Origin of the sequence: Pseudomonas sp. URMO17WK12:I12 (genome assembly GCF_000514395.1) — a bacterium.
GTDB lineage: Bacteria > Pseudomonadota > Gammaproteobacteria > Pseudomonadales > Pseudomonadaceae > Aquipseudomonas > Aquipseudomonas mucoides.
Genome location: NZ_AZVV01000011.1, coordinates 26,199 through 46,686 on the forward strand (window position 1 = coordinate 26,199; position 20,488 = coordinate 46,686).

A 20,488-nucleotide genomic window follows, 5' to 3' on the forward strand; every position below is an offset into this window, starting at 1 on the left:
AGAATAATAAAAAACTGTCCTAAGACAGTGCCTGAACTGGTTGGATCGCAAGATCACTGCAGCACAGCGACCAAAGCAATCCGTTTGCTCTTGGCTCCCGATTGGGAGGGTCATGAAGGAAAAGCTTCATGACGAGGGCACTTAACAAAAACAAAAAGCCCGAAACCAATAATAAAAATAGAGCATGCAACTACTTCTTGGGGAGCTTCGGCTCCCCTTGTAGTTTCTACGATTCGAAAAACCTGCCCCAATCTGCTTTGTTTTTCGCTGGAAGCCTGCGGCTTACAGCTCATATCTGCTGTGTCCTACACCATCCCTCGACTAAATGCTAGAATCCCCGCCCATCATGCGGTCATTCTTCTGTTATGGCCGAACATTCCTTCAAACAGTGCATCCCATGCTGAAGAAGCTGTTCCAGTCATTCCGTTCTCCCAAGCGTCATACGCAACACATTCGCAGTACGCCTGAAGTGCTCAACAGCGGCCAACACTCGCTGCAAAAGGCCCAATTCAGCCGTTACGCGGTGAATATCGTCGAACGCCTGCAGAACGCCGGTTACCAGGCTTACCTGGTCGGCGGCTGCGTGCGTGACATGCTGCTCGGCATCACGCCGAAAGATTTCGACGTCGCCACCAGTGCCACACCTGAACAGGTGCGCGCCGAATTCCGCAATGCGCGGATCATCGGTCGCCGATTCAAACTGGTGCACATTCACTTCGGTCGCGAAATCATCGAAGTGGCGACCTTCCGCGCCAATCACCCGCAAAACGACGAGGAAGAAGACAGCAACCAGTCTTCCCGTAATGAAAGCGGGCGCATCCTGCGCGATAACGTCTACGGCACCCTGGAAGAAGACGCGCAACGCCGCGACTTCACCATCAACGCGCTGTATTACGATCCGGTCAGCGAGCGCATTCTCGATTACGCCAACGGCGTACACGACATCCGCAATCATCTGATCCGCCTGATTGGCGACCCGAAACAGCGCTACCAGGAAGACCCGGTACGGATGCTGCGGGCCGTGCGTTTTGCCGCCAAGCTGAATTTCGGTATCGAAAAACACAGCGCCTTGCCGATTCGCGAGCTGGCTCCGATGCTGCGCGAGATCCCGTCGGCCCGCCTGTTCGAAGAAGTGCTCAAGCTGTTCCTCTCCGGCCACGCCGCGGACACCTTCGAGATGCTGGTCGACCTGCAGCTGTTCGATCCGCTGTTCCCCGCCAGTGCCGAGGCGCTGGAATACAACCCGACGTACACCCACACCCTGATCAGCGATGCGCTGGTCAACACGGACCTGCGCATCAAGCAGAACAAACCGGTGACCCCGGCGTTCCTGTTTGCCGCCCTGTTGTGGCCTGCCCTGCCGGCTCGCGTCTTGCGCCTGCAAGAACGTGGCATGCCGCCGATTCCGGCCATGCAGGAAGCCGCTCACGAGCTGATTGCCGAACAGTGCCAACGCATCGCCATCCCGAAACGCTTCACCATGCCGATCCGCGAAATCTGGGACATGCAGGAGCGCCTGCCACGTCGTAGCGGCAAGCGCGCCGATCTGTTGCTGGAGAATCCGCGGTTCCGTGCCGGTTACGACTTCCTGCTGCTGCGCGAAAGCGCCGGTGAGCAGACCGATGGCCTGGGCGAATGGTGGACGGATTATCAGGACGCCAACGACAGCGAACGTCGCGACATGATCCGCGACCTCAGCGGCAAGGAAGACGGCACCGGTGCACCGCGCAAACGTCGCCGCAGCGGTGGCGCCAAGCGTAAACGCGCCGCCGGCGCACCGAGCGTCTCGGGCGAGTAATCCATGGAACGCATCTACATCGGCATGGGCAGCAATCTGGCTGACCCCGCCGAACAATTGCGCAGCGCCGTCGAAGCGCTGGCGCGGTTACCGCAAACCGAGCTGGTCGGGGTGTCCGCTTTCTATCAAAGCGACTCGCTGCTACCCGGCCAACCGCGCTACACCAACGCGGTCGCCGCCCTCGACAGCACACTCGCGCCGCTGGACCTGCTCGATGCGCTGCAAGCCATCGAGAATGGCCAGGGTCGCGAGCGCCTGGAACGTTGGGGGCCTCGTACGCTGGATCTGGACATCGTGCTGTTTGGCGATCGACTGATCGATGAGCCTCGGCTCAAAGTCCCTCACTATCATATGCAGGAACGGGCCTTCGTCCTGTATCCACTGGCCGAACTGGCGCCTGCGGATTTGCGCTTGGCCGATGGCCGCCACCTCAGCGAATTACTTGCAGCCTGCCCGTTCGTCGGCCTGGAACGCCTCCCCAAAAATTGACCCTATCCCCCTGTAGGCGTGAGCCTGCTCGCGATGGCGTCCTGACATTCACCCAAGATGTTGACTGTCAGGACGCCATCGCGAGCAGGCTCACGCCTACATTGGTTTTTGTGTTGAAGCCAAAATCCGTTGCTGAATCGCATCAGTTACCCCGGTAACACCCCTGTCGTAACAATGCGGTAACACATGCAATTGACTTCCCGAGTTCTCCTCACGACTATAGGCGTCCCGCTGCCGCCAACACGGCGTTGAAGGGCGCAATCCAGGCCGTAAAAGCACGACAACAGACCGTGCGCCTGTATTTAACGAAGAATCACGCGCGTTACTCGCAGTAGTTTCCACAGCGCCTGAATGAGGATCTTTTCATGCCAGCCATCACCCTGACCACTCTGCAAGGTCTGAAGCAAAAAGGTGAAAAAATCACCATGCTGACCTGCTATGACGCGACCTTCGCCCACGCCTGTAATGAGGCTGGCGTCGAAGTGCTGCTGGTGGGCGACTCCCTCGGCATGGTTTTGCAGGGCCACGACAGCACCCTGCCCGTGACGACTGCAGAGATGGCTTATCACGTCGCAGCCGTCAAACGCGGCAACACCGATGCGCTCATCCTCGCCGACCTGCCCTTCATGGCCTACGCCACCACCGAACAAGCCATGACCAACAGCGCGCTGTTGATGCAGGCCGGTGCGCACATGGTCAAGGTAGAAGGCGCATTGTGGCTGGCGGACTCGATTCGCCTGCTGGCCGAGCGCGGCATCCCGGTGTGCGCGCACCTGGGGCTGACGCCGCAATCGGTGAACATCCTGGGCGGATACAAAGTCCAGGGCCGTAACGAAAACCAGGCGCGACAGATGCGTGCCGATGCGATTTCGCTGGAGCAGGCCGGCGCCGCCATGCTGCTGTTGGAGTGCGTACCCAGCGAACTGGCTGAAGAAATCACCCAGGCCGTGAAGATTCCGGTCATTGGTATCGGCGCTGGCAATAGCACCGACGGCCAGGTGCTGGTCCTGCACGACATGCTGGGCTTGTCGATTACCGGTCGCGTGCCAAAATTCGTGAAGAACTTCATGACCGGCCAGCCCACCCTTCAAGCAGCCCTGAGTGCTTACGTAACTGAAGTCAAAGCGGCGACTTTTCCAGGCATCGAACACGGATTTTCTGCATGAACACCGTAAAAACCGTACGCGAACTGCGGGCCGCCGTGGCCCGTGCCCGCAGCGAAGGCAAGCGCATCGGCTTCGTGCCGACCATGGGCAACCTGCACAGCGGTCATGTTGCACTGATTACCAAAGCCTCCCAGCGGGTGGATTTTGTGGTCGCGAGCATTTTCGTCAACCCGCTGCAATTCGGCGCCGGCGAAGACCTCGACAAGTACCCGCGCACCCTCGCCGCCGACCAGGAGAAACTGCTCCAGGCCGGTTGTCACCTGCTGTTTGCGCCGACCGTTGAAGAAATGTACCCGGACGGCATGGCCGGCCAGACGCGTGTCAGCGTTCCGCTGCTGTCAGAAGGCCTGTGCGGCGCCAGCCGTCCGGGGCATTTCGAAGGTGTGGCGACGGTGGTCAGCAAGCTGTTCAACATGGTCCAGCCGGACCTGGCGATTTTCGGCCAAAAAGATTATCAGCAACTGGCTGTGATCAAGTCCCTGGTGCATGACCTGAACATGCCGATCCAGATCATTGGCGAACCGACCGTCCGCGCGGCCGATGGCCTGGCGCTGTCGTCGCGCAATGGCTTTCTCAGCGAAGAACAGCGTGCCGTGGCACCGGTGGTCTATCGCACCCTGAGTTCAATTGCCGACGCGATCAAACAGGGTGACCGGGATTTCCCGGCGCTGATCGACGCGCAAATCAAGCAGCTCGAAGCCGCGGGATTGCGCACCGACTACCTGGAGATTCGCCATGCGCTGACCTTGCGCCCGGCGACGCCGGAAGATCGTGACCTGGTGATTCTGGTGGCGGCGTTCCTGGGCACCACGCGGTTGATCGACAACCTGCACCTGAACCTCGACGCGCTCGCCTAAACACCAGCAAACCCTGTGGGAGCGAGCTTGCTCGCGATAGCGGTGGATCAGCCAACATCAATGTTGAATGTTGATCCGCTATTGCGAGCAAGCTCGCTCCCACAGGGGTTAAGCAGTGGCTCAACACACTGTATTGCTGCCTCCAAAGCCTTCGGGCAAACTGCCCGCCGTTCGATTCCGACCTGGGGAAACACTCATGCACGCCATCATGCTCAAGGCCAAGCTGCATCGCGCCGAAGTTACCCACGCTGTACTTGATTACGAAGGTTCCTGCGCCATCGACGGCGAATGGCTGGACTTGTCCGGCATCCGCGAATACGAGCAAATCCAGATCTATAACGTCGACAACGGCGAACGCTTCACCACCTACGCCATCCGTGGCGAAGAAGGCTCGCGCATGATCTCGGTCAACGGCGCCGCAGCTCACAAGGCCAAGGTCGGTGACCGCGTAATCATCTGCGCTTACGCTCATTACAGCGAAGCCGAGCTGCTCAACTTCAAGCCGCGCATGCTCTACATGGCACCAGGCAATGAACTGAGCCACACCAGCAATGCCATTCCGGTCCAGGTCGCCTGATCGAGCCGTAGCCCTGTCTTTTTTCCGTTTGTCGGCCGCTTCAAACTTTGATGTTAAAAAAGTACCGGAAACAGGTCAGACAAAGTCAAGACAGATCAAGGCGCGGGGTTTACTGTATTCGCCCTGCGCCATGAAATCGTGTCGACGCAGTTGACCGGACGCCGACCCGCAGCGCTCCGGGATTTTTAGTGTTCAAAAAGCCGTTCAAGTAAAAAGGAAACCCGCAGCGATGGCGTACTACCGCACTCCTCACGACGTGACCGCTCTGCCCGCCTGGCAGGCGTTGAATGATCACCGCCAAGCCATGCAGGATTTCAGCATGCGCGAAGCCTTTAATGCCGACCCGCAGCGCTTTACCCAATTCACCCTGAGCAGCTGCGGGCTGTTTCTCGATTACTCGAAAAACCTGATCAACGCCGAGACCCGCAACCTGCTGGTGGGCCTGGCCAATGAAGTCGACCTCAAGGGCGCGATCAAGTCGCTGTTCGAAGGCGAAATCGTCAACGCCTCCGAAGGTCGTCCGGCCCTGCACACCGCACTGCGCCGCCCGGTGGGCGACAAGCTGTCGGTCAACGGTGTCAACGTGATGCCGGAAGTGCACAAAGTGCTGAACCAGATCACCGACCTCGTGGGCCGCATCCACGACGGTTTGTGGCGCGGTTACACCGAGAAGCCGATCACCGACGTGGTGAACATCGGCATCGGTGGTTCGTTCCTCGGCCCTGAGCTGGTGTCCGAGGCGCTGCTGTCCTACGCCCAGAAAGGCGTGCGGTGCCACTACCTGGCGAACATCGACGGCAGTGAGTTCCACGAACTGACCCAGAAGCTGCGCGCCGAAACCACGCTGTTCATCGTGTCATCGAAGTCTTTCAACACCCTCGAAACCCTGAAGAATGCCCAGGCCGCACGCGCCTGGTATCTGGCTCAGGGCGGTTCGGAAGCCGAGCTGTATCGTCACTTCATCGCCGTATCGAGCAACAATGCGGCCGCCGTGGCGTTTGGCATTCGCGAAGAAAACATTTTCCCGATGTGGGACTGGGTCGGCGGCCGTTACTCGCTGTGGTCGGCCATCGGTTTGCCGATTGCCCTGGCCATCGGCATGTCGAACTTCAAGGAACTGCTGTCCGGTGCCTACACCATGGACCAGCATTTCCAGACCGCGCCATTCGAACAGAACATGCCAGTGCTGCTGGCCCTGCTCGGCGTGTGGTACGGCAACTTCTGGGGCGCGCAAAGCCACGCGATCCTGCCGTACGACCACTATCTGCGTAACATCACCAAGCACTTGCAACAGCTGGACATGGAATCCAACGGCAAGAGCGTGCGTCAGGACGGCACCCCGGTGTCCACCGACACCGGTCCGGTGATCTGGGGCGGCGTCGGTTGCAACGGTCAACACGCCTATCATCAGTTGCTGCACCAAGGCACCCAACTGATTCCGGCCGACTTCATTGTGCCGATCGTCAGCTTCAACCCGGTGTCCGACCACCACCAGTGGCTGTACGCCAACTGCCTGTCACAGAGTCAGGCGCTGATGCTCGGCAAGACCCTTGCCGAAGCGGAAGCCGAACTGCGTGACAAAGGCATGAGCGAAGAAGACGTGAAGAAACTGGCGTCGCACAAAGTGATCCCGGGCAACCGTCCGAGCAACACCCTGGTGGTTGAACGAATCAGTCCGCGTCGCCTCGGCGCACTGGTGGCGATGTACGAACACAAAGTCTTCGTGCAAAGCGTGATCTGGGGCATCAACGCCTTCGATCAGTGGGGTGTGGAGCTGGGTAAAGAACTGGGTAAAGGCGTCTACAACCGCCTGGTCGGCAGCGAAGAAACGCCTGCTGACGATGCCTCGACCCAAGGCCTGATCAACTATTTCCGCGGCCGTCACCGCGGTTGATCTGACGCCTTGCCCACAGGGTTGAAACATAAACCCTGTGGGCAACACCATCCCCCTGCAGGAGTGAGCCTGCTTGCGATAACGGTTTGTCATTCAACATTAATGTTGGCTGATCCACCGCCATCGGGAGCAGGCTCACTCCTGCAGTTGTTTTGTGTATGACTTGAACCCGTTGACCGCTCGGCGCATCTTTATTACTTGTCGCAAAACAAGCATAAGGAACCGTCATGTTCGATATCAGCACGTTCCCCAAAGCCGATGCCGTCCGCCGGGCTGCGCATTTGAGTCAAGACGACTATCACCGCCTGTACCGCGAATCCATCGAACACCCCACCACTTTCTGGGCCGAACAAGCCTCGCGCTTTCTCGACTGGAGCACGCCGTGGGACACCGTCCAGCGCTATAACCTGAAAACCGGTGAAGCCAGCTGGTTTGCTGGCGGCAAGCTGAACGTCAGCTACAACTGCATCGACCGTCATCTGGCACAGCGCGGCGAGCAAATCGCCATTATCTGGGAAGGCGACGATCCCGCCGAATCCGCACAGATCACCTACAAAAAACTCCACCACAACGTCTGCCGCCTGGCCAACGTGCTCAAAAGCCGAGGCGTAAAGAAAGGCGACCGCGTCTGCATCTACATGCCGATGATTCCTGAAGCCGCTTACGCCATGCTCGCCTGCACACGAATCGGCGCGGTGCATTCGGTGGTCTTCGGTGGTTTTTCCCCGGACTCAGTGCGCGACCGGATTCTCGATGCCGATTGCCGCACCGTGATCACCGCCGATGAAGGCGTGCGCGGCGGCAAATTCGTACCGCTGAAAGAGAAAGTCGACAAGGCGCTGGAGAGTTGCCCGAACGTCAGCACCGTCATCGTGGTCGAGCGCACACAAGGCAAAGTGAATTGGGTTGAAGGGCGCGACCTCTGGTATCACCAGGCCCTGCGCGATGTCAGCGACGATTGCCCGCCAGAGCCGATGGACGCCGAAGACCCGCTGTTCATCCTCTACACCTCCGGGAGCACCGGCAAGCCCAAAGGCGTGTTGCACACCACCGGCGGTTATCTGCTGCAAGCGGCGATGACCTTCAAATACGTGCTCGACTACCGTGATAACGAAGTGTTCTGGTGCACCGCCGATGTCGGCTGGGTCACCGGCCATAGCTACATCGTTTATGGCCCGCTGGCCAACGGCGCGACCACGCTGATCTTTGAAGGTGTGCCAAGCTACCCGACCAGCTCGCGGTTCTGGCAAGTCATCGACAAGCACCACGTGAACATTTTCTACACCGCGCCCACTGCGTTGCGTTCGCTGATGCGCGAAGGGCCGGAACCGTTGAAGGAAACGTCCCGCGCCAGCCTCAGATTACTCGGCAGCGTCGGTGAGCCGATCAACCCGGAGGCGTGGGATTGGTACTTCAATGCGGTCGGTGAACAACGTTGCCCGATAGTCGATACCTGGTGGCAGACTGAAACCGGCGGCATCATGCTCAGCCCGCTGGTCAGTGCGCAACGGATCAAACCGGGTTGCGCCACGCAGCCCATGTTCGGCGTGCAACCAGTGTTGCTCGATGAAACGGGCAAGGAAATCAAAGGCGCTGGCAGCGGCGTGCTGGCGATCAAATCCAGCTGGCCGGCGCAGATCCGCAGTGTCTACGGCGACCCGCAACGAATGGTCGACACCTACTTCAAACCCTACCCCGGTTATTACTTTACCGGCGACGGCGCGCGACGCGATGAGGACGGCGATTACTGGATCACCGGGCGTATCGACGACGTGATCAACGTCTCCGGCCACCGTATCGGCACCGCCGAAGTGGAAAGTGCCCTGGTGCTGCATGACAGCATCGCCGAAGCCGCCGTGGTCGGTTACCCCCACGACCTCAAGGGCCAGGGCATCTACGCCTTCGTCACCCCGATGAACGGCACCGAACCCAGCGACGAACTGAAGAAAGAACTGCTGGCCCACGTCAGCAAGGAAATCGGCAGCTTCGCCAAACCGGACTTGATCCAATGGGCCCCGGCCTTGCCGAAAACCCGCTCGGGCAAGATCATGCGGCGTATCCTGCGCAAGATCGCCTGCAACGAACTGGACACCCTGGGCGATACGTCGACCCTGGCTGATCCGAGTGTTGTTCAGGACCTGGTCGATAAACGCCTGAACCAATAAGCCCGACGCGGCCAGCCATGGCCGCGTTTCATTTTCGCCACTGAGTCGCCATGGAATTTATCCGCACCCGCATCGAAACCCAGGTCATGAGCCTGTCCGGTCTGTCCCTCGGCAAGCTCGACCTGGAAAACCCCAAGGGCGATCCGGGCCTGTTCGGCCCCGATTCGGTGAGCTGGCAAGTGCATGGCGACTTCAGCAGCATGCTCATTGGCGGCATCAGTGCGCTGATGCTGCAAGCCTTGCACCCCCTGGCCCTGGCCGGGGTCTGGGACCATTCGAATTTCCGCGAGGACATGCTCGGCCGACTGCGCCGCACCGGGCAGTTCATCTCCGGCACCACGTTTGGCTCACGAAAAGATGCCGACTGGCTGATCGAGAAAGTCCGCACCATTCACCTACAAGTGACCGGCACAGCACCGGATGGTCGGCCTTATGCGGCCAGCGATCCGGACCTGCTGACCTGGGTGCACGTGGCCGAGGTCAGCAACTTCCTCGCCGCGCATTTGCGTTATCGCAATCCGCACCTGTCATTGACCGACCAGGACCGTTACTACGAAGAAATCGCGTTGATCGCCGAACGACTGGGCGCCCGTGATGTGCCCCGCTCGCGACAACAAATTGCTGATTATCTTGAGCGCATTCGCCCACAGTTGCTGTGCGATGAACGCAGCCGTGAAGTGTTGCGACTGTTGTTGAACGCGCCATCACCCAGCCGTCTGGCCAGGCCTTTCGGCGGGTTGATGATGCAGGCCGGGATCGATCTGCTGCCGGACTGGGCCAGTGACATGCTGGGCATCAGCCAGAATCCGTTGCAACGCAAACTGATCCGCGCCAGCGTCAATCGCAGTGCGCCGATGTTGCGCTGGGCGGTGCGTAATGGCTCGGTGCAGCGGGCGAAGCGGCGGATGGGGTTGCTCACCTGAAAAGCTAAAAGCTTCGCTAGCAGGCTCGCTCCCACATTTGATCGGTGTCGAACGCAAAATTCCTGTGGGAGCGAGCCTGCTTGCGAAGGCAGCACCTCGGTATGGCGCCAAGCTGCTAAACTCCCGCGCCAAATTCCCTCCTGCAAGGCGCCCAGCATGTCTTCCTTGAATCAGGCGCTGCGCGCCGCCCTAGAACATCGCCAGGACCTGCTTGCCGAACTGCATCAGCAAGGCACCGATTGCTATCGCCTGTTCCACGGCAGCCAGGAAGGCGCCGGCGGCCTGACCATCGACCGCTATGGACCGCAACTGCTGGTGCAAAGCTTTCACCAGGCGCTGGAACGCGATGCGCTGCTGCAATTGCACGAGGCAATCAATCAGCATTTGGGCCTCGACACCCTGTTGGTCTACAACGACCGCTCCCGTGGCAATTCACGCATCGACCGCGAAGACACGGTCTACCGAGCCGATGAAGCCGCGCTGGCGGACCTGGTCGGCCACGAATGGGGCCTGAACTACCGTGTTCGCGGGCGTCACGCCGGCCAGGATCCCCTGCTGTTCCTCGACCTGCGCAACACCCGCGGATGGGTCAAGGCGCACAGCCAAAACAAAAGCGTGCTCAACTTGTTTGCCTACACCTGTGGCGTCGGCCTGAGTGCTGCGGCCGGTGGCGCCCGTGAGGTGTGCAACCTGGATTTCGCCGAGGGTAACCTGGCGGTCGGCCACGAGAACGGGCTGCTCAATCCACAATTGCCCGCCATGCAATTCATCCAGTCCGATTACTTTCCGGCAATCCGCCAGTTGGCGGGCCTGCCGATCAGTCAACGACGCGGGCAGAAACTGCCGAGTTACCAGCGACTGGAACAGCGTCAGTACGATCTGGTGCTGCTCGATCCACCCGCCTGGGCCAAGAGCGCTTTCGGCACCGTCGACCTGCTGCGCGACTACCAGAGCCTGCTCAAACCCGCGCTGCTGACCACCGCCGACAACGGCGTGCTGATCTGCTGCAACAACCTGGCGAAGGTCAGCATGGACGACTGGCGCGAACAGGTGTTGCGCTGTGCAGAGAAGGCCGGACGGCCAGTACGCGAGTGGACCGTGATGACGCCGGGCGGGGATTTTCCGTCGAGGGATCAACAACCTCCGCTGAAAACGCTGATCCTGCAGCTCTGAGATTCCCCCTGACTTTCAGACAAATCCTGTAAAGCGTGATGACTTCGGAACCGTAATCGCGTGCCATACTCCAAGGCACTCCGATTCAGACAGATGAAGCCGCACATGCCCAAAGGATTGATTCGCGCTATCGGCGCCTTGTTGACTGCTCTGGCTCTCTACAGCTTGCTGGGGTTTCTGATTTTGCCGGGCATCGCGTTGCGGGTTGCCAACCAGCAATTGGCCAACTACGCCACGGTGCCCGCCCACCTTCAACGGATCGAACTCAACCCGTTCAGCCTTGAAGTCACCCTTTGGGGGCTGATCATCGGCGAACCGGGCAAGGAGCAGATCGGCTTCGAACGCCTCTACGCCAATGTGCAAGTCGACAGTCTCTGGACCAAGGCCGTGCATCTGTCCGACATCGAACTGGACAAACCCAAGACCGAAATCCTCTTCGGCAAGGACGGCCAGCTCAACCTGCTCGGGTTGTTCAAACTGCCCGCGAGCGAACCGACACCTGCCGACCCGAACGCCAAACCATTTCCGCTGCGCGTGGACCGGATCAATCTCGCGGGCGGCGCGTTGCACTTCGAGGACTCGCGTCCCAGCGAACCCATCGAATTTCTCTACGACAAACTCGACTTCGAGCTGAAAAACCTCAGCACTCTGCCCGACGACAGCGCCGACATGACCTTGGTAGCCATCGGCCCCAACGGCGGCCAGGTCGACTGGACCGGCAACTTCAGCCTGATCCCGCTCGCCTCCGAAGGTAAGCTGAAAATCACCGACGGCAAGATGAAAGCCTTCTGGCCCTACGTGCGCGACGCCGTGCCCCTGGACCTCGAAAGCGGCATCATGAACCTCAGTACCGACTACAAACTCAACCTGTCCAAAGAAACCGAACTGTTGCTGAACAACGTTGCGGTCAGCATCGCGCCGTTCGCGATCAAGGCCCCGGACGGCCGACCTTTGGCAAAACTGGAACGACTGGACATCAGCGAAACCACGGTCGACCTGGCCAAGCAGCAAGTGGTGGTCGGCAAGATTCGCAGCCAGAAACTGGAAACCTGGGCCGCCCTCGAAGCCGACGGGCAACTCGACTGGCAAAAGCTGTTCGCCAGCCAGCCGTCCAAATCCGCCGCCAAAGCCAAAGCCGAACCGGCCAGTACGCCAGCGGCAGCCGACTCGCCCAAACCGGAACCGGCGCCACCGAGCAAACCGTGGCAGGTGCTGCTCAAAGACGTGCAGCTGCGCGATTACCAGGTGCATCTGGCCGACCGCAAGGCGCAGCCCCCCGTAGCGCTGGAAGTCGGCCCGTTGAATCTGGACTTGCAGAACTTCGACAGCCTTAATGGCTCACCTTTCAATCTCAAGCTCGACACCGGCGTGGGTAAACAGGGCAAGCTCCTGGCAGACGGCGTGGTCAATCTCGCCCCGATCAGCGCCAAACTGAAGGTACAGACCAAAGACATTGACCTGCGTATCGCACAGTCCTACATCACCCCGTTCATTCGCCTGGAACTGCGCAGCGGCATGCTGGGCAGTGATCTGGCGGTCGATCTGAAAAGCACCGAGCCGTTGGCGTTCAGCGTCACCGGTCGTGCACAGGTCGATCAGTTGCACACCCTCGACACCCTTAAAACCCGCGACTTCCTCAAGTGGCAACAACTGGTGCTCGAAGGCCTGAATTATCAGCACGGCGACAGCCTGTCGATCGACAAGGTCAACCTGTTCCAGCCGTATGCGCGCTTCATGATCAACGATGATCGCACCACCAACATCGATGACCTGCTGATCCCGCAACCGCCCGATAGCGGCGCCAAAACCGCAGCGGCCAAACCGGCCAGCAAAGACAAACCCCTGGGCATTCACATCGGCGGCATTGCCATCAATGACGGTTCGGCGAACTTCGCCGACTTCAGCCTGACACCGAACTTCGCCACCGCCATCCAACAGCTCAACGGACAGATCGGCACCATCGACAGCCGTCAGGCGAAACCGGCCAGCGTGGACGTCAAGGGCAAGGTTGACCGTTATGCGCCAGTGACCATCAAGGGCGCAGTGAATCCGTTCGACCCAATGGCCAGTCTCGACATCGCGACCAGTTTCAAACGGGTGGAACTGACCACGCTGACGCCCTACTCCGGCAAATTCGCCGGGTATCGCATCCGCAAGGGCCGGCTCAATCTTGATGTGCATTACTTGATAACCAAAGGCCAGCTCAAAGCCGAAAACAAAGTGGTGATCGAGCAATTGCAACTCGGTGAAAAGGTCGACAGCCCGGATGCCGTAAGCCTGCCGCTGAAACTGGCGATTGCCTTGCTCAAGGATGTCGATGGCAAGATTTCCATCGAGTTGCCGGTCACTGGCGACCTCAATAATCCGCAGTTCAGCATCATGCCGATTGTCTGGCAGACCCTGCGCAACCTGATCGTCAAAGCGGCCGCTGCGCCGTTCAAACTGATTGGCGGACTGGTCAGTGGCGGCGGTTCCGAGGACTTGGGCACCGTGTCGTTCGCGCCGGGTTCAAGCGATTTGAGCAAGGACGCTGAAGGCGCCCTGGTCAAACTGTCCCAAGCCTTGAAGGAACGTCCAGCCCTGCGCCTGGAAATCGAAGGCACGGCCGCCGCCAGCAGCGACGGCCCGCTGATTGCCGAGCAACGCCTGGAACGTGAATACCAGTACAACTACTACAAAATGCTCCAGCGTCGTGGCGACAAGGTGCCGGCCCAGGCTTCGTTGCTCGAGGTCCCGGAGAACGAGAAAGGCCCGCTGCTGGAAGGCATCTACCGCACACGCCTGAAGACCCAGCCGCCAGCCGAATGGAAGGACCTGGGCAAGGAAGAACGCACCGCGAAAATGCGCGCCGACGTGATCAAGTTCTGGAGCACCAGCGATGTGCTGTTGCGTCAGTTGGGGCAGGAGCGCGCCAGCAGCATCAAGGACTATCTGGTGGATAAGGGTCAGTTGGCCGATGACCGTGTGTACTTCATCGACGCCAACCTTGGCGAAGCCGAAAGTGATGGCCGGGTGGTAACGCCGCTGCATCTGGACGCGGAGTGATCGTGAGGCGATTGCTGGCGGGCCTGGCCCTGGTGATGGTTGCCAGCCAGGCCTCGGCGGCCGATACGCTGCGCTGCGGCAGTCAATTGATCAGCGTTGGGGACAGGTCCAGCGAAGTGCTGCAGAAGTGCGGGGAACCGGTCAGCCGCGATGTGCTGGGCTACAAACGCAGTGCCAACCGACGCGAAGAGTTTCAGGTGGAAGAATGGACGTACGGGCCCAATGGCGGGATGTACCAGTTCCTGCGGTTTGAAGGGAATCGCCTGAGGCAGATCACCAGCAAGCGCGGCAACTGAACTTCACCACTCCTACATTTTGATTTTGGGTGCCGCAAATAGAACAGGCCCCCGACACGAATGTCGGAGGCCTGTAATGGCCACATCCTTATGGCCGTTCGCATGAACTCCTAAGAAGCGGCAGGCGTATTACTCAGCCCGTCTGCCACACCTTCTCCCGGTCCAGGCGAGAAGTCTTGCCTTACTCGGCTTTCAGGCCGTCAGCGGAGACCGCTTTGACGCCTTTGATTTTCTTGGTGATCGCCACGGCGGTGGCTTTCTGGGAATCAGTCACTGCAACAGTGGACGACAGCGACACAACACCTTTGTTGGTTTCAACTTTGATGTCGGTACCAGGAATGCCTTTTTCGGTCAGCAGGTCGCTTTTGACTTTGGTAGTGATCCAGGTATCGGAAGTAGCTTCCTCGGCCTTGGTCATTTCACCAGCAGCCAAGGTCATTGGCGCTTGAGTGGTGGTGGTCTGTGCGAATGCCACGTTGGCCATGGTCAGGGTCAGCGCGGTAGCAGTAGCGGCAGCGATAGCGAACTTCTTCATACGAGTAACTCCTGTTTTTCTAGAAAGTCTGCTGGTTGTCTTCTCAGCAGGGTTACTGAGTATGTTGCGAACGCTGTGCCAACTTTGAGACAACCAATAAATCCTTATAAATCAATAGCTTGCAAATTAGACCCATTTTCGAAATCATGCAAAATGCATGACCTGGGAAATCTCTGCATGCAACATGCGGCTTTTCACAAAGTTCCTAACACGCTGAATTTTTTGGCTTTTTTTCTGTGTCTGAAAGACATTCGCAAGCAAAAAAAAGCCCCGTGTCCTTTGGACGCGGGGCTGTTCTGGAGGTCAGCCTTCAGGTAGCGGAACCCGTGCAACCTTTAGGCACGTAGTCCTGTTGAGCGGTGCTGGTACACGACCAGCCATTGGTTGCATCGCGGGTCAAGGTAATGGTCTTGCTCAGCACTGGCGCCGGTGCATTCAGAATCGTGCACACAATCGTGCCCGCGCCTGTGGACGCCGTGCCAGTCACCGCGACCGTACAATTGCTGGTCGTGGCACTACCTGCCGGCGCCACGTTGGCAACCGTTGGCGCAGTGCCCTGGTTGATCACATCTTCATACGGCACCTTCATCGCGGAAATCTCGGCCAGACCCGCCGTCACTTTCGCCCGGGCCTGATATTTGGAATACATCGGCAACGCAAACGTCGCCAGAATCCCGATGATCGCCACCACGATCAGCAGTTCGATCAGGGTAAAACCTTTCTGAGTCTTCATAGACAAGCTCCATGCATGAGTCGGAATCTCATGATCTGAAAGAGCTCCAGCACAGCCCGTGCCAAGCGCTACAGCCCCTGCTGGCGGGGAGCAGTGTCGATCAAAGGACCTTTGCGACACCCAGCAACCGCACTATCTGACACTTTTTGTCACCTCAACACGGCTGGTTGGGCTCGGGTCCTTGACTAGGCTATAAGTCATGAACTGTCTGTGTCCGGTATCCCAATGAATGACATCGCCCTTAGCGGTCTGGCCAAGCAATTGGTCCTGGCCGAGCTGCTCACTGACAAAAGCGCGCAACAGGCGTATCAGCAAGCCCAACGCAATAAAATCTCCCTGGTCAGTTACCTGGTGCAAAACAAACTGGTGAAGAGCCGCCAGATCGCCGAGATCGCCTCGGAGCATTTCGGCATGGCGCTGCTCGACCTCAATGGCCTGGACAGGGAAACCCAGCCCAAGGGACTGGTCAGCGAAAAACTGATCCGCCAGCACCACGCCCTACCCCTCTGGCGGCGCGGCAACAAGTTGTTCGTGGGGGTTTCCGACCCGACCAATCATCAGGCGATCAATGACATCCAGTTCAGCACCGGGCTAAACACCGAAGCCATCCTGGTGGAGGACGACAAACTCAGTGAGGCCATCGAAAAATTCTTCGACAGCCACGCCAGTGGCCTGGAAGACATGGCAGACGTTGACCTCGATGGGTTGGACATCGAGTCGGCCGACGACAACAAAAATGACGCCATCGCCGGGCAGGATGCCGATGACGCCCCCGTGGTGCGGTTCGTCCACAAAATGCTGCTCGACGCGATCAAGAGCGGCTCTTCCGACCTGCACTTCGAGCCCTACGAAAAAACCTACCGGGTGCGGATGCGCACCGACGGCATGTTGCGCGAAGTGGCCAAGCCGCCCATCCAGTTGGCCAGCCGCATTGCGGCGCGGCTGAAAGTCATGGCCAGCCTGGACATCTCCGAGCGGCGCAAACCTCAGGACGGGCGGATCAAAATGCGCCTGTCCAAAAGCAAGTCCATCGACTTTCGGGTCAATACCCTGCCGACCTTGTGGGGCGAGAAAGTGGTGATCCGGATCCTCGACCCGGCCAGCGCGCAAATGGGCATTGATGCCCTCGGCTACGAACCCGACCAGAAAGACCTGTACATGGCCGCCCTGAAGCAGCCACAGGGGATGATTCTGGTCACCGGCCCCACCGGCTCGGGCAAGACCGTGTCGCTCTACACCGGCCTGAATATTCTCAACACCGTCGACATCAACATTTCCACCGCCGAAGACCCGGTAGAGATCAACATGGAAGGCATCAATCAGGTCAACGTCAATCCCAAGCAAGGGCTGGATTTCGCCCAGGCACTGCGTTCGTTCCTGCGCCAGGACCCGGACGTGATCATGGTCGGCGAAATCCGTGACCTCGAAACCGCCGAGATCGCCATCAAGGCCGCGCAGACCGGGCACATGGTGCTGTCCACTTTGCACACCAACAGCGCGGCCGAAACCCTGACCCGTTTGCTCAACATGGGCATTCAGGGCTTCAACATCGCCACCTCGGTCACCCTGATCATCGCCCAGCGACTGGCGCGCAAATTGTGCAGTCACTGCAAGACACCCCTCGAGATTCCCCGCGAAACGCTGCTCAAGGAAGGCTTTCCCGAGGAACGCATCGGCTCATTCACGATCTATGATCCGGTCGGTTGCGATCAGTGCAACGGCGGCTACAAAGGGCGAGTCGGGATTTATGAAGTGGTGAAGAACACCAAGGACCTGCAACGGCTGATCATGGCCGAAGGCAATTCACTGGAAATCGACAGCCAGATGCGCAAGGACGGTTTCAACGACTTGCGCACCTCGGGCCTGATCAAGGCCATGCACGGCGTCACCAGCCTTGAAGAAATCAACCGGGTCACCAAGGACTGAACATGGCGGTCAAAGCAGCAAAAATCAGCGTCTATGCCTGGGAAGGCACAGACCGCAAAGGCACGAAAATGACCGGCGAGCTGAGCGGCCAGAACCCGGCGTTGATCAAGGCTCAACTGCGCAAGCAAGGCATCAACCCCGGCAAGGTGCGCAAGAAATCCGCGTCGTTTTTCAACCTGGGCAAACGCATCAAGGCCCAGGACATAGCCCTGTTCACCCGGCAGATGGCGACCATGATGAAAGCCGGCGTGCCGCTCCTGCAATCGTTCGACATCATCGGCGAAGGCTTCGATAACCCGGCGATGCGCAAGCTGGTGGACGAGGTCAAACAGGAAGTGGCGGCGGGTAACAGCTTCGCCGCGTCCCTGCGTAAGAAGCCGCAGTATTTCGATGAGCTTTACTGCAACCTGGTGGACGCCGGCGAGCAGGCCGGCGCCCTCGATACCCTGTTGGAGCGGGTTGCGACTTACAAGGAAAAGAGCGAAAGCCTCAAGGCCAAGATCAAGAAAGCCATGACCTACCCGCTGGCGGTGGTCTTCGTCGCGATCATTGTCACCGGGATTCTGCTGGTCAAGGTCGTGCCGCAGTTCGAGTCAGTGTTCAAGGGCTTTGGGGCCGAATTGCCGGCGTTCACAGTGATGGTCATCGGTCTGTCGGAATTCATGCAGCAGTGGTGGTGGGCAATGCTCGGCGGGGTGTTCGCGGGCATTTTCGGTGTGCGTCACGCCTTCAGGAAATCCCCGGGGTTTCGCGACTGGCTGGACACCTGGCTGTTGAAACTGCCGTTGATTGGCACGCTGATGTACAAGTCTGCCGTGGCCCGCTACGCCCGCACGCTGTCGACCACCTTTGCCGCTGGCGTGCCACTGGTCGAAGCGCTGGATTCAGTGGCCGGCGCCACCGGCAACATCGTGTTCAAGCGCGCGGTGTTGCGCATCAAGCAGGACGTGTCGACCGGCATGCAGCTGAATTTTTCCATGCGCACGTCCGGCATCTTTCCCAACATGGCGATTCAGATGACGGCCATTGGCGAAGAGTCCGGTGCGCTGGACGACATGCTCGACAAGGTCGCGAGCTTCTACGAAGACGAAGTGGACAACATGGTCGATAACCTCACCAGCCTGATGGAGCCATTCATCATGGTCGTGCTCGGTGTTATCGTCGGAGGCCTTGTGGTTGCGATGTACCTGCCCATCTTCCAACTCGGCTCAGCGATCTGACATGCCATTGACTGAAATCCTCACGGTTTACCCGGCGTTTTTCGTGGTCATCGCCTTGGCGGTGGGCCTGGTGGTGGGCAGTTTTCTCAATGTGGTGGTCTGGCGCCTGCCAAAAATGCTCCAGCGCGAATGGCGACTGCAAGCCCATGACGTGCTGGGCGTGCCTCCCGAAGTGCCGGGGCCGACCTACAACTTGATGCTGCCCCACTCCCACTGCCCGCACTGCGACCATCGGATTCGCGCGTGGGAAAACATTCCGGTGCTCAGTTACCTGTTTTTACGCGGTCGCTGCTCAAGCTGCGCCGCACCGATCAGCAAGCGCTATCCGCTGACCGAACTGGCGTGCGGTCTGCTTTCGGCGTTTATCGCCTGGCATTTCGGTTTCGGCTGGCCGGCTTGCACGGTGCTGATCCTGACCTGGGGCTTGCTGGCGATGAGTCTGATCGACGCCGAGCACCAACTGCTGCCGGATGTGCTGGTGTTGCCGCTGCTTTGGCTGGGGTTGATCGTCAACAGCTTCGGCGTTTTCGTCTCACTGCATGAAGCGCTCTGGGGGGCAGTGGCCGGGTATATGGCATTGTGGTCGGTGTATTGGCTGTTCAAACTGCTCACCGGCAAGGACGGGATCGGCCATGGCGATTTCAAGTTACTGGCCATGCTCGGTGCCTGGGGCGGCTGGCAGATTTTGCCACTGACGATCCTCCTGGCATCGCTGGTAGGCGCCCTTCTCGGGGTGATTTTGTTGCGCCTGCGCGACGCGAAAACCTCGTTGCCAATCCCCTTCGGCCCCTATCTGGCGATTGCCGGCTGGATTGCCTTGCTCTGGGGTGGTCAAATAACCGACTTCTATTGGCAGTTTGTCGGTTTGAAATGAATACCCCTGTGGAAAAACCCTGGATTCTTGGCCTGACCGGCGGCATCGGCAGCGGCAAAAGCGCGGCGGCCCAACACTTCATCGACCTCGGTATCCACGTCGTCGACGCTGATCATGCGGCGCGTTGGGTGGTGGAACCGGGTCGCCCGGCGCTGGCCGCCATCGCCGAACACTTCGGCCCCGGCGTGCTGCAAGCCGATGGGCAACTGGACCGCGCCGCTCTTCGAAAACTGATTTTTGAAGTGCCGGAAGAACGCCTGTGGCTCGAAGGCCTGCTGCATCCGTTGATCGGTGAAGAAATCGCACACAATCTGGCCAAGGCACAATCGCCCTACGCGATTCTGGTTTCGCCCCTGTTGATCGAGTCCGGGCAGTACGCCATGACCCAACGGGTGCTGGTGATCGATGCGCCGGAACAGTTACAGATCGAACGCACCTTGCAGCGCGACCAGACCAGCGAGCAACAGGTCCAGGCGATCCTCAAGGCCCAGTCCAGCCGCGAAGACCGCTTGAGCCATGCCGACGATGTGGTGGTCAACGACCGCGACCTCGCCTGGCTGCACAGCGAGGTCGAACGCCTGCATCACTTTTACCTTACTTTGCGTGGAGGCCAGTCATGAGCCAACCAACAACCGTCGAATGCCCAACCTGTGGCGCGCCTGTCGAATGGAGCCCCGAGAACAAATTTCGGCCGTTCTGCTCGGACCGTTGCAAATTGATCGACCTCGGGGCATGGGCATCGGAAGAACACAAGATTCCGGTCAGCCCGGACGCTGAAGACGAGCTGTTCAGCGAAGATTTCGACCCGCGCCACTGA

The 20,488-nt window shown here is 59.3% G+C and carries 18 protein-coding genes; 16 read left to right on the top strand and 2 right to left on the bottom strand.

The window, feature by feature from the left end; translation table 11 throughout:
• The first annotated feature begins 397 nt into the window (after positions 1 to 397).
• The 11 genes from D882_RS0115865 to D882_RS0115915 all read left to right on the top strand — a co-directional run bounded on the left by D882_RS0115865 (position 398) and on the right by D882_RS0115915 (position 14,383).
• Entirely contained in the window at positions 398 to 1,798 is a 1,401-nt protein-coding gene (locus D882_RS0115865; protein WP_027924154.1) for a polynucleotide adenylyltransferase PcnB, read from the top strand.
• Between the two features lie 3 nt (positions 1,799 to 1,801).
• Positions 1,802 to 2,287, top strand: coding sequence for a 2-amino-4-hydroxy-6-hydroxymethyldihydropteridine diphosphokinase (gene folK, locus D882_RS0115870; protein ID WP_027924155.1), 486 nt, complete (start codon positions 1,802 to 1,804; stop codon positions 2,285 to 2,287).
• 365 nt (positions 2,288 to 2,652) lie between these two features.
• Complete coding sequence (gene panB, locus D882_RS0115875; protein ID WP_027924156.1) at positions 2,653 to 3,453, top strand: 3-methyl-2-oxobutanoate hydroxymethyltransferase; 801 nt, start codon at positions 2,653 to 2,655, stop codon at positions 3,451 to 3,453.
• Complete coding sequence (gene panC, locus D882_RS0115880) at positions 3,450 to 4,310, top strand: pantoate--beta-alanine ligase (RefSeq protein WP_027924157.1); 861 nt, start codon at positions 3,450 to 3,452, stop codon at positions 4,308 to 4,310. The genes panB and panC overlap by 4 nt, the downstream gene beginning before the upstream one ends.
• 196 nt (positions 4,311 to 4,506) lie before the next feature.
• The gene (gene panD / locus D882_RS0115885) at positions 4,507 to 4,887 is read left to right on the top strand and encodes an aspartate 1-decarboxylase (RefSeq protein ID WP_003228271.1); all 381 of its coding nucleotides are present in this window, start codon (positions 4,507 to 4,509) and stop codon (positions 4,885 to 4,887) included.
• A gap of 229 nt (positions 4,888 to 5,116) precedes the next feature.
• Positions 5,117 to 6,781 (top strand): glucose-6-phosphate isomerase, encoded by a 1,665-nt coding sequence (pgi, locus tag D882_RS0115890; RefSeq protein WP_027924158.1) that lies wholly within the window; start codon positions 5,117 to 5,119, stop codon positions 6,779 to 6,781.
• Positions 6,782 to 7,008: 227 nt separating this feature from the next.
• Positions 7,009 to 8,946 carry an acetate--CoA ligase gene (gene acs, locus D882_RS0115895; RefSeq protein WP_027924159.1) on the top strand — a complete coding sequence of 646 codons (1,938 nt, stop codon included), beginning with the start codon at positions 7,009 to 7,011 and terminating at the stop codon, positions 8,944 to 8,946.
• Positions 8,947 to 8,996: 50 nt separating this feature from the next.
• Positions 8,997 to 9,869: an oxygenase MpaB family protein gene (locus D882_RS0115900; protein WP_027924160.1), complete on the top strand. Its 873-nt coding sequence runs from the start codon at positions 8,997 to 8,999 to the stop codon at positions 9,867 to 9,869.
• A 156-nt stretch (positions 9,870 to 10,025) separates the two neighbouring features.
• On the top strand, positions 10,026 to 11,042 hold the full coding sequence (locus D882_RS0115905; RefSeq protein ID WP_027924161.1) for a class I SAM-dependent rRNA methyltransferase: 1,017 nt from the start codon (positions 10,026 to 10,028) through the stop codon (positions 11,040 to 11,042).
• A 93-nt stretch (positions 11,043 to 11,135) separates the two neighbouring features.
• The gene (locus D882_RS0115910; protein WP_032833554.1) at positions 11,136 to 14,087 is read left to right on the top strand and encodes a DUF748 domain-containing protein; all 2,952 of its coding nucleotides are present in this window, start codon (positions 11,136 to 11,138) and stop codon (positions 14,085 to 14,087) included.
• A 35-nt stretch (positions 14,088 to 14,122) separates the two neighbouring features.
• A complete protein-coding gene (locus D882_RS0115915) occupies positions 14,123 to 14,383 on the top strand; it encodes a DUF2845 domain-containing protein (RefSeq protein ID WP_050590206.1) in 261 nt (86 codons plus the stop codon).
• A 181-nt stretch (positions 14,384 to 14,564) separates the two neighbouring features.
• Here the strand turns inward: D882_RS0115915 and D882_RS0115920 are convergent, their stop codons facing one another.
• Complete coding sequence (locus tag D882_RS0115920) at positions 14,565 to 14,918, bottom strand: BON domain-containing protein (RefSeq protein ID WP_027924164.1); 354 nt, start codon at positions 14,916 to 14,918, stop codon at positions 14,565 to 14,567.
• A gap of 310 nt (positions 14,919 to 15,228) precedes the next feature.
• Positions 15,229 to 15,651, bottom strand: coding sequence for a pilin (locus tag D882_RS0115925; RefSeq protein WP_027924165.1), 423 nt, complete (start codon positions 15,649 to 15,651; stop codon positions 15,229 to 15,231).
• A gap of 225 nt (positions 15,652 to 15,876) precedes the next feature.
• Here D882_RS0115925 and pilB point away from each other — a divergent pair, with 225 nt between their 5' ends.
• The 5 genes from pilB to yacG are packed head-to-tail and all read left to right on the top strand — an operon-like array spanning position 15,877 to position 20,488.
• On the top strand, positions 15,877 to 17,577 hold the full coding sequence (gene pilB, locus D882_RS0115930) for a type IV-A pilus assembly ATPase PilB (protein ID WP_027924166.1): 1,701 nt from the start codon (positions 15,877 to 15,879) through the stop codon (positions 17,575 to 17,577).
• 2 nt (positions 17,578 to 17,579) lie between these two features.
• Positions 17,580 to 18,797, top strand: coding sequence for a type II secretion system F family protein (locus D882_RS0115935; RefSeq protein WP_027924167.1), 1,218 nt, complete (start codon positions 17,580 to 17,582; stop codon positions 18,795 to 18,797).
• A gap of 1 nt (position 18,798) precedes the next feature.
• Positions 18,799 to 19,671, top strand: a complete 873-nt coding sequence (locus D882_RS0115940; RefSeq protein ID WP_027924168.1) for an A24 family peptidase — start codon at positions 18,799 to 18,801, stop codon at positions 19,669 to 19,671.
• Positions 19,668 to 20,291: a dephospho-CoA kinase gene (coaE, locus tag D882_RS0115945; protein ID WP_027924169.1), complete on the top strand. Its 624-nt coding sequence runs from the start codon at positions 19,668 to 19,670 to the stop codon at positions 20,289 to 20,291. Before D882_RS0115940 ends, coaE begins: the two co-directional genes overlap by 4 nt.
• Positions 20,288 to 20,488 (top strand): DNA gyrase inhibitor YacG, encoded by a 201-nt coding sequence (gene yacG / locus D882_RS0115950; RefSeq protein ID WP_027924170.1) that lies wholly within the window; start codon positions 20,288 to 20,290, stop codon positions 20,486 to 20,488. The genes coaE and yacG overlap by 4 nt, the downstream gene beginning before the upstream one ends.

Bases quoted from the DNA above. Each gene is read 5' to 3' on its own strand.
- panC (WP_027924157.1), top strand. From the start codon at position 3,450: ATGAACACCGTAAAAACCGTACGCGAACTGCGGGCCGCCGTGGCCCGT.
- D882_RS0115940 (WP_027924168.1), top strand. From the start codon at position 18,799: ATGCCATTGACTGAAATCCTCACGGTTTACCCGGCGTTTTTCGTGGTC.
- D882_RS0115900 (WP_027924160.1), top strand. From the start codon at position 8,997: ATGGAATTTATCCGCACCCGCATCGAAACCCAGGTCATGAGCCTGTCC.
- panB (WP_027924156.1), top strand. From the start codon at position 2,653: ATGCCAGCCATCACCCTGACCACTCTGCAAGGTCTGAAGCAAAAAGGT.
- coaE (WP_027924169.1), top strand. From the start codon at position 19,668: ATGAATACCCCTGTGGAAAAACCCTGGATTCTTGGCCTGACCGGCGGC.
- yacG (WP_027924170.1), top strand. From the start codon at position 20,288: ATGAGCCAACCAACAACCGTCGAATGCCCAACCTGTGGCGCGCCTGTC.
- pgi (WP_027924158.1), top strand. From the start codon at position 5,117: ATGGCGTACTACCGCACTCCTCACGACGTGACCGCTCTGCCCGCCTGG.
- D882_RS0115905 (WP_027924161.1), top strand. From the start codon at position 10,026: ATGTCTTCCTTGAATCAGGCGCTGCGCGCCGCCCTAGAACATCGCCAG.
- D882_RS0115915 (WP_050590206.1), top strand. From the start codon at position 14,123: ATGGTTGCCAGCCAGGCCTCGGCGGCCGATACGCTGCGCTGCGGCAGT.
- panD (WP_003228271.1), top strand. From the start codon at position 4,507: ATGCACGCCATCATGCTCAAGGCCAAGCTGCATCGCGCCGAAGTTACC.
- D882_RS0115925 (WP_027924165.1), bottom strand. From the start codon at position 15,651: ATGAAGACTCAGAAAGGTTTTACCCTGATCGAACTGCTGATCGTGGTG.
- D882_RS0115910 (WP_032833554.1), top strand. From the start codon at position 11,136: ATGAAGCCGCACATGCCCAAAGGATTGATTCGCGCTATCGGCGCCTTG.
- D882_RS0115920 (WP_027924164.1), bottom strand. From the start codon at position 14,918: ATGAAGAAGTTCGCTATCGCTGCCGCTACTGCTACCGCGCTGACCCTG.
- D882_RS0115865 (WP_027924154.1), top strand. From the start codon at position 398: ATGCTGAAGAAGCTGTTCCAGTCATTCCGTTCTCCCAAGCGTCATACG.
- D882_RS0115935 (WP_027924167.1), top strand. From the start codon at position 17,580: ATGGCGGTCAAAGCAGCAAAAATCAGCGTCTATGCCTGGGAAGGCACA.
- folK (WP_027924155.1), top strand. From the start codon at position 1,802: ATGGAACGCATCTACATCGGCATGGGCAGCAATCTGGCTGACCCCGCC.
- acs (WP_027924159.1), top strand. From the start codon at position 7,009: ATGTTCGATATCAGCACGTTCCCCAAAGCCGATGCCGTCCGCCGGGCT.
- pilB (WP_027924166.1), top strand. From the start codon at position 15,877: ATGAATGACATCGCCCTTAGCGGTCTGGCCAAGCAATTGGTCCTGGCC.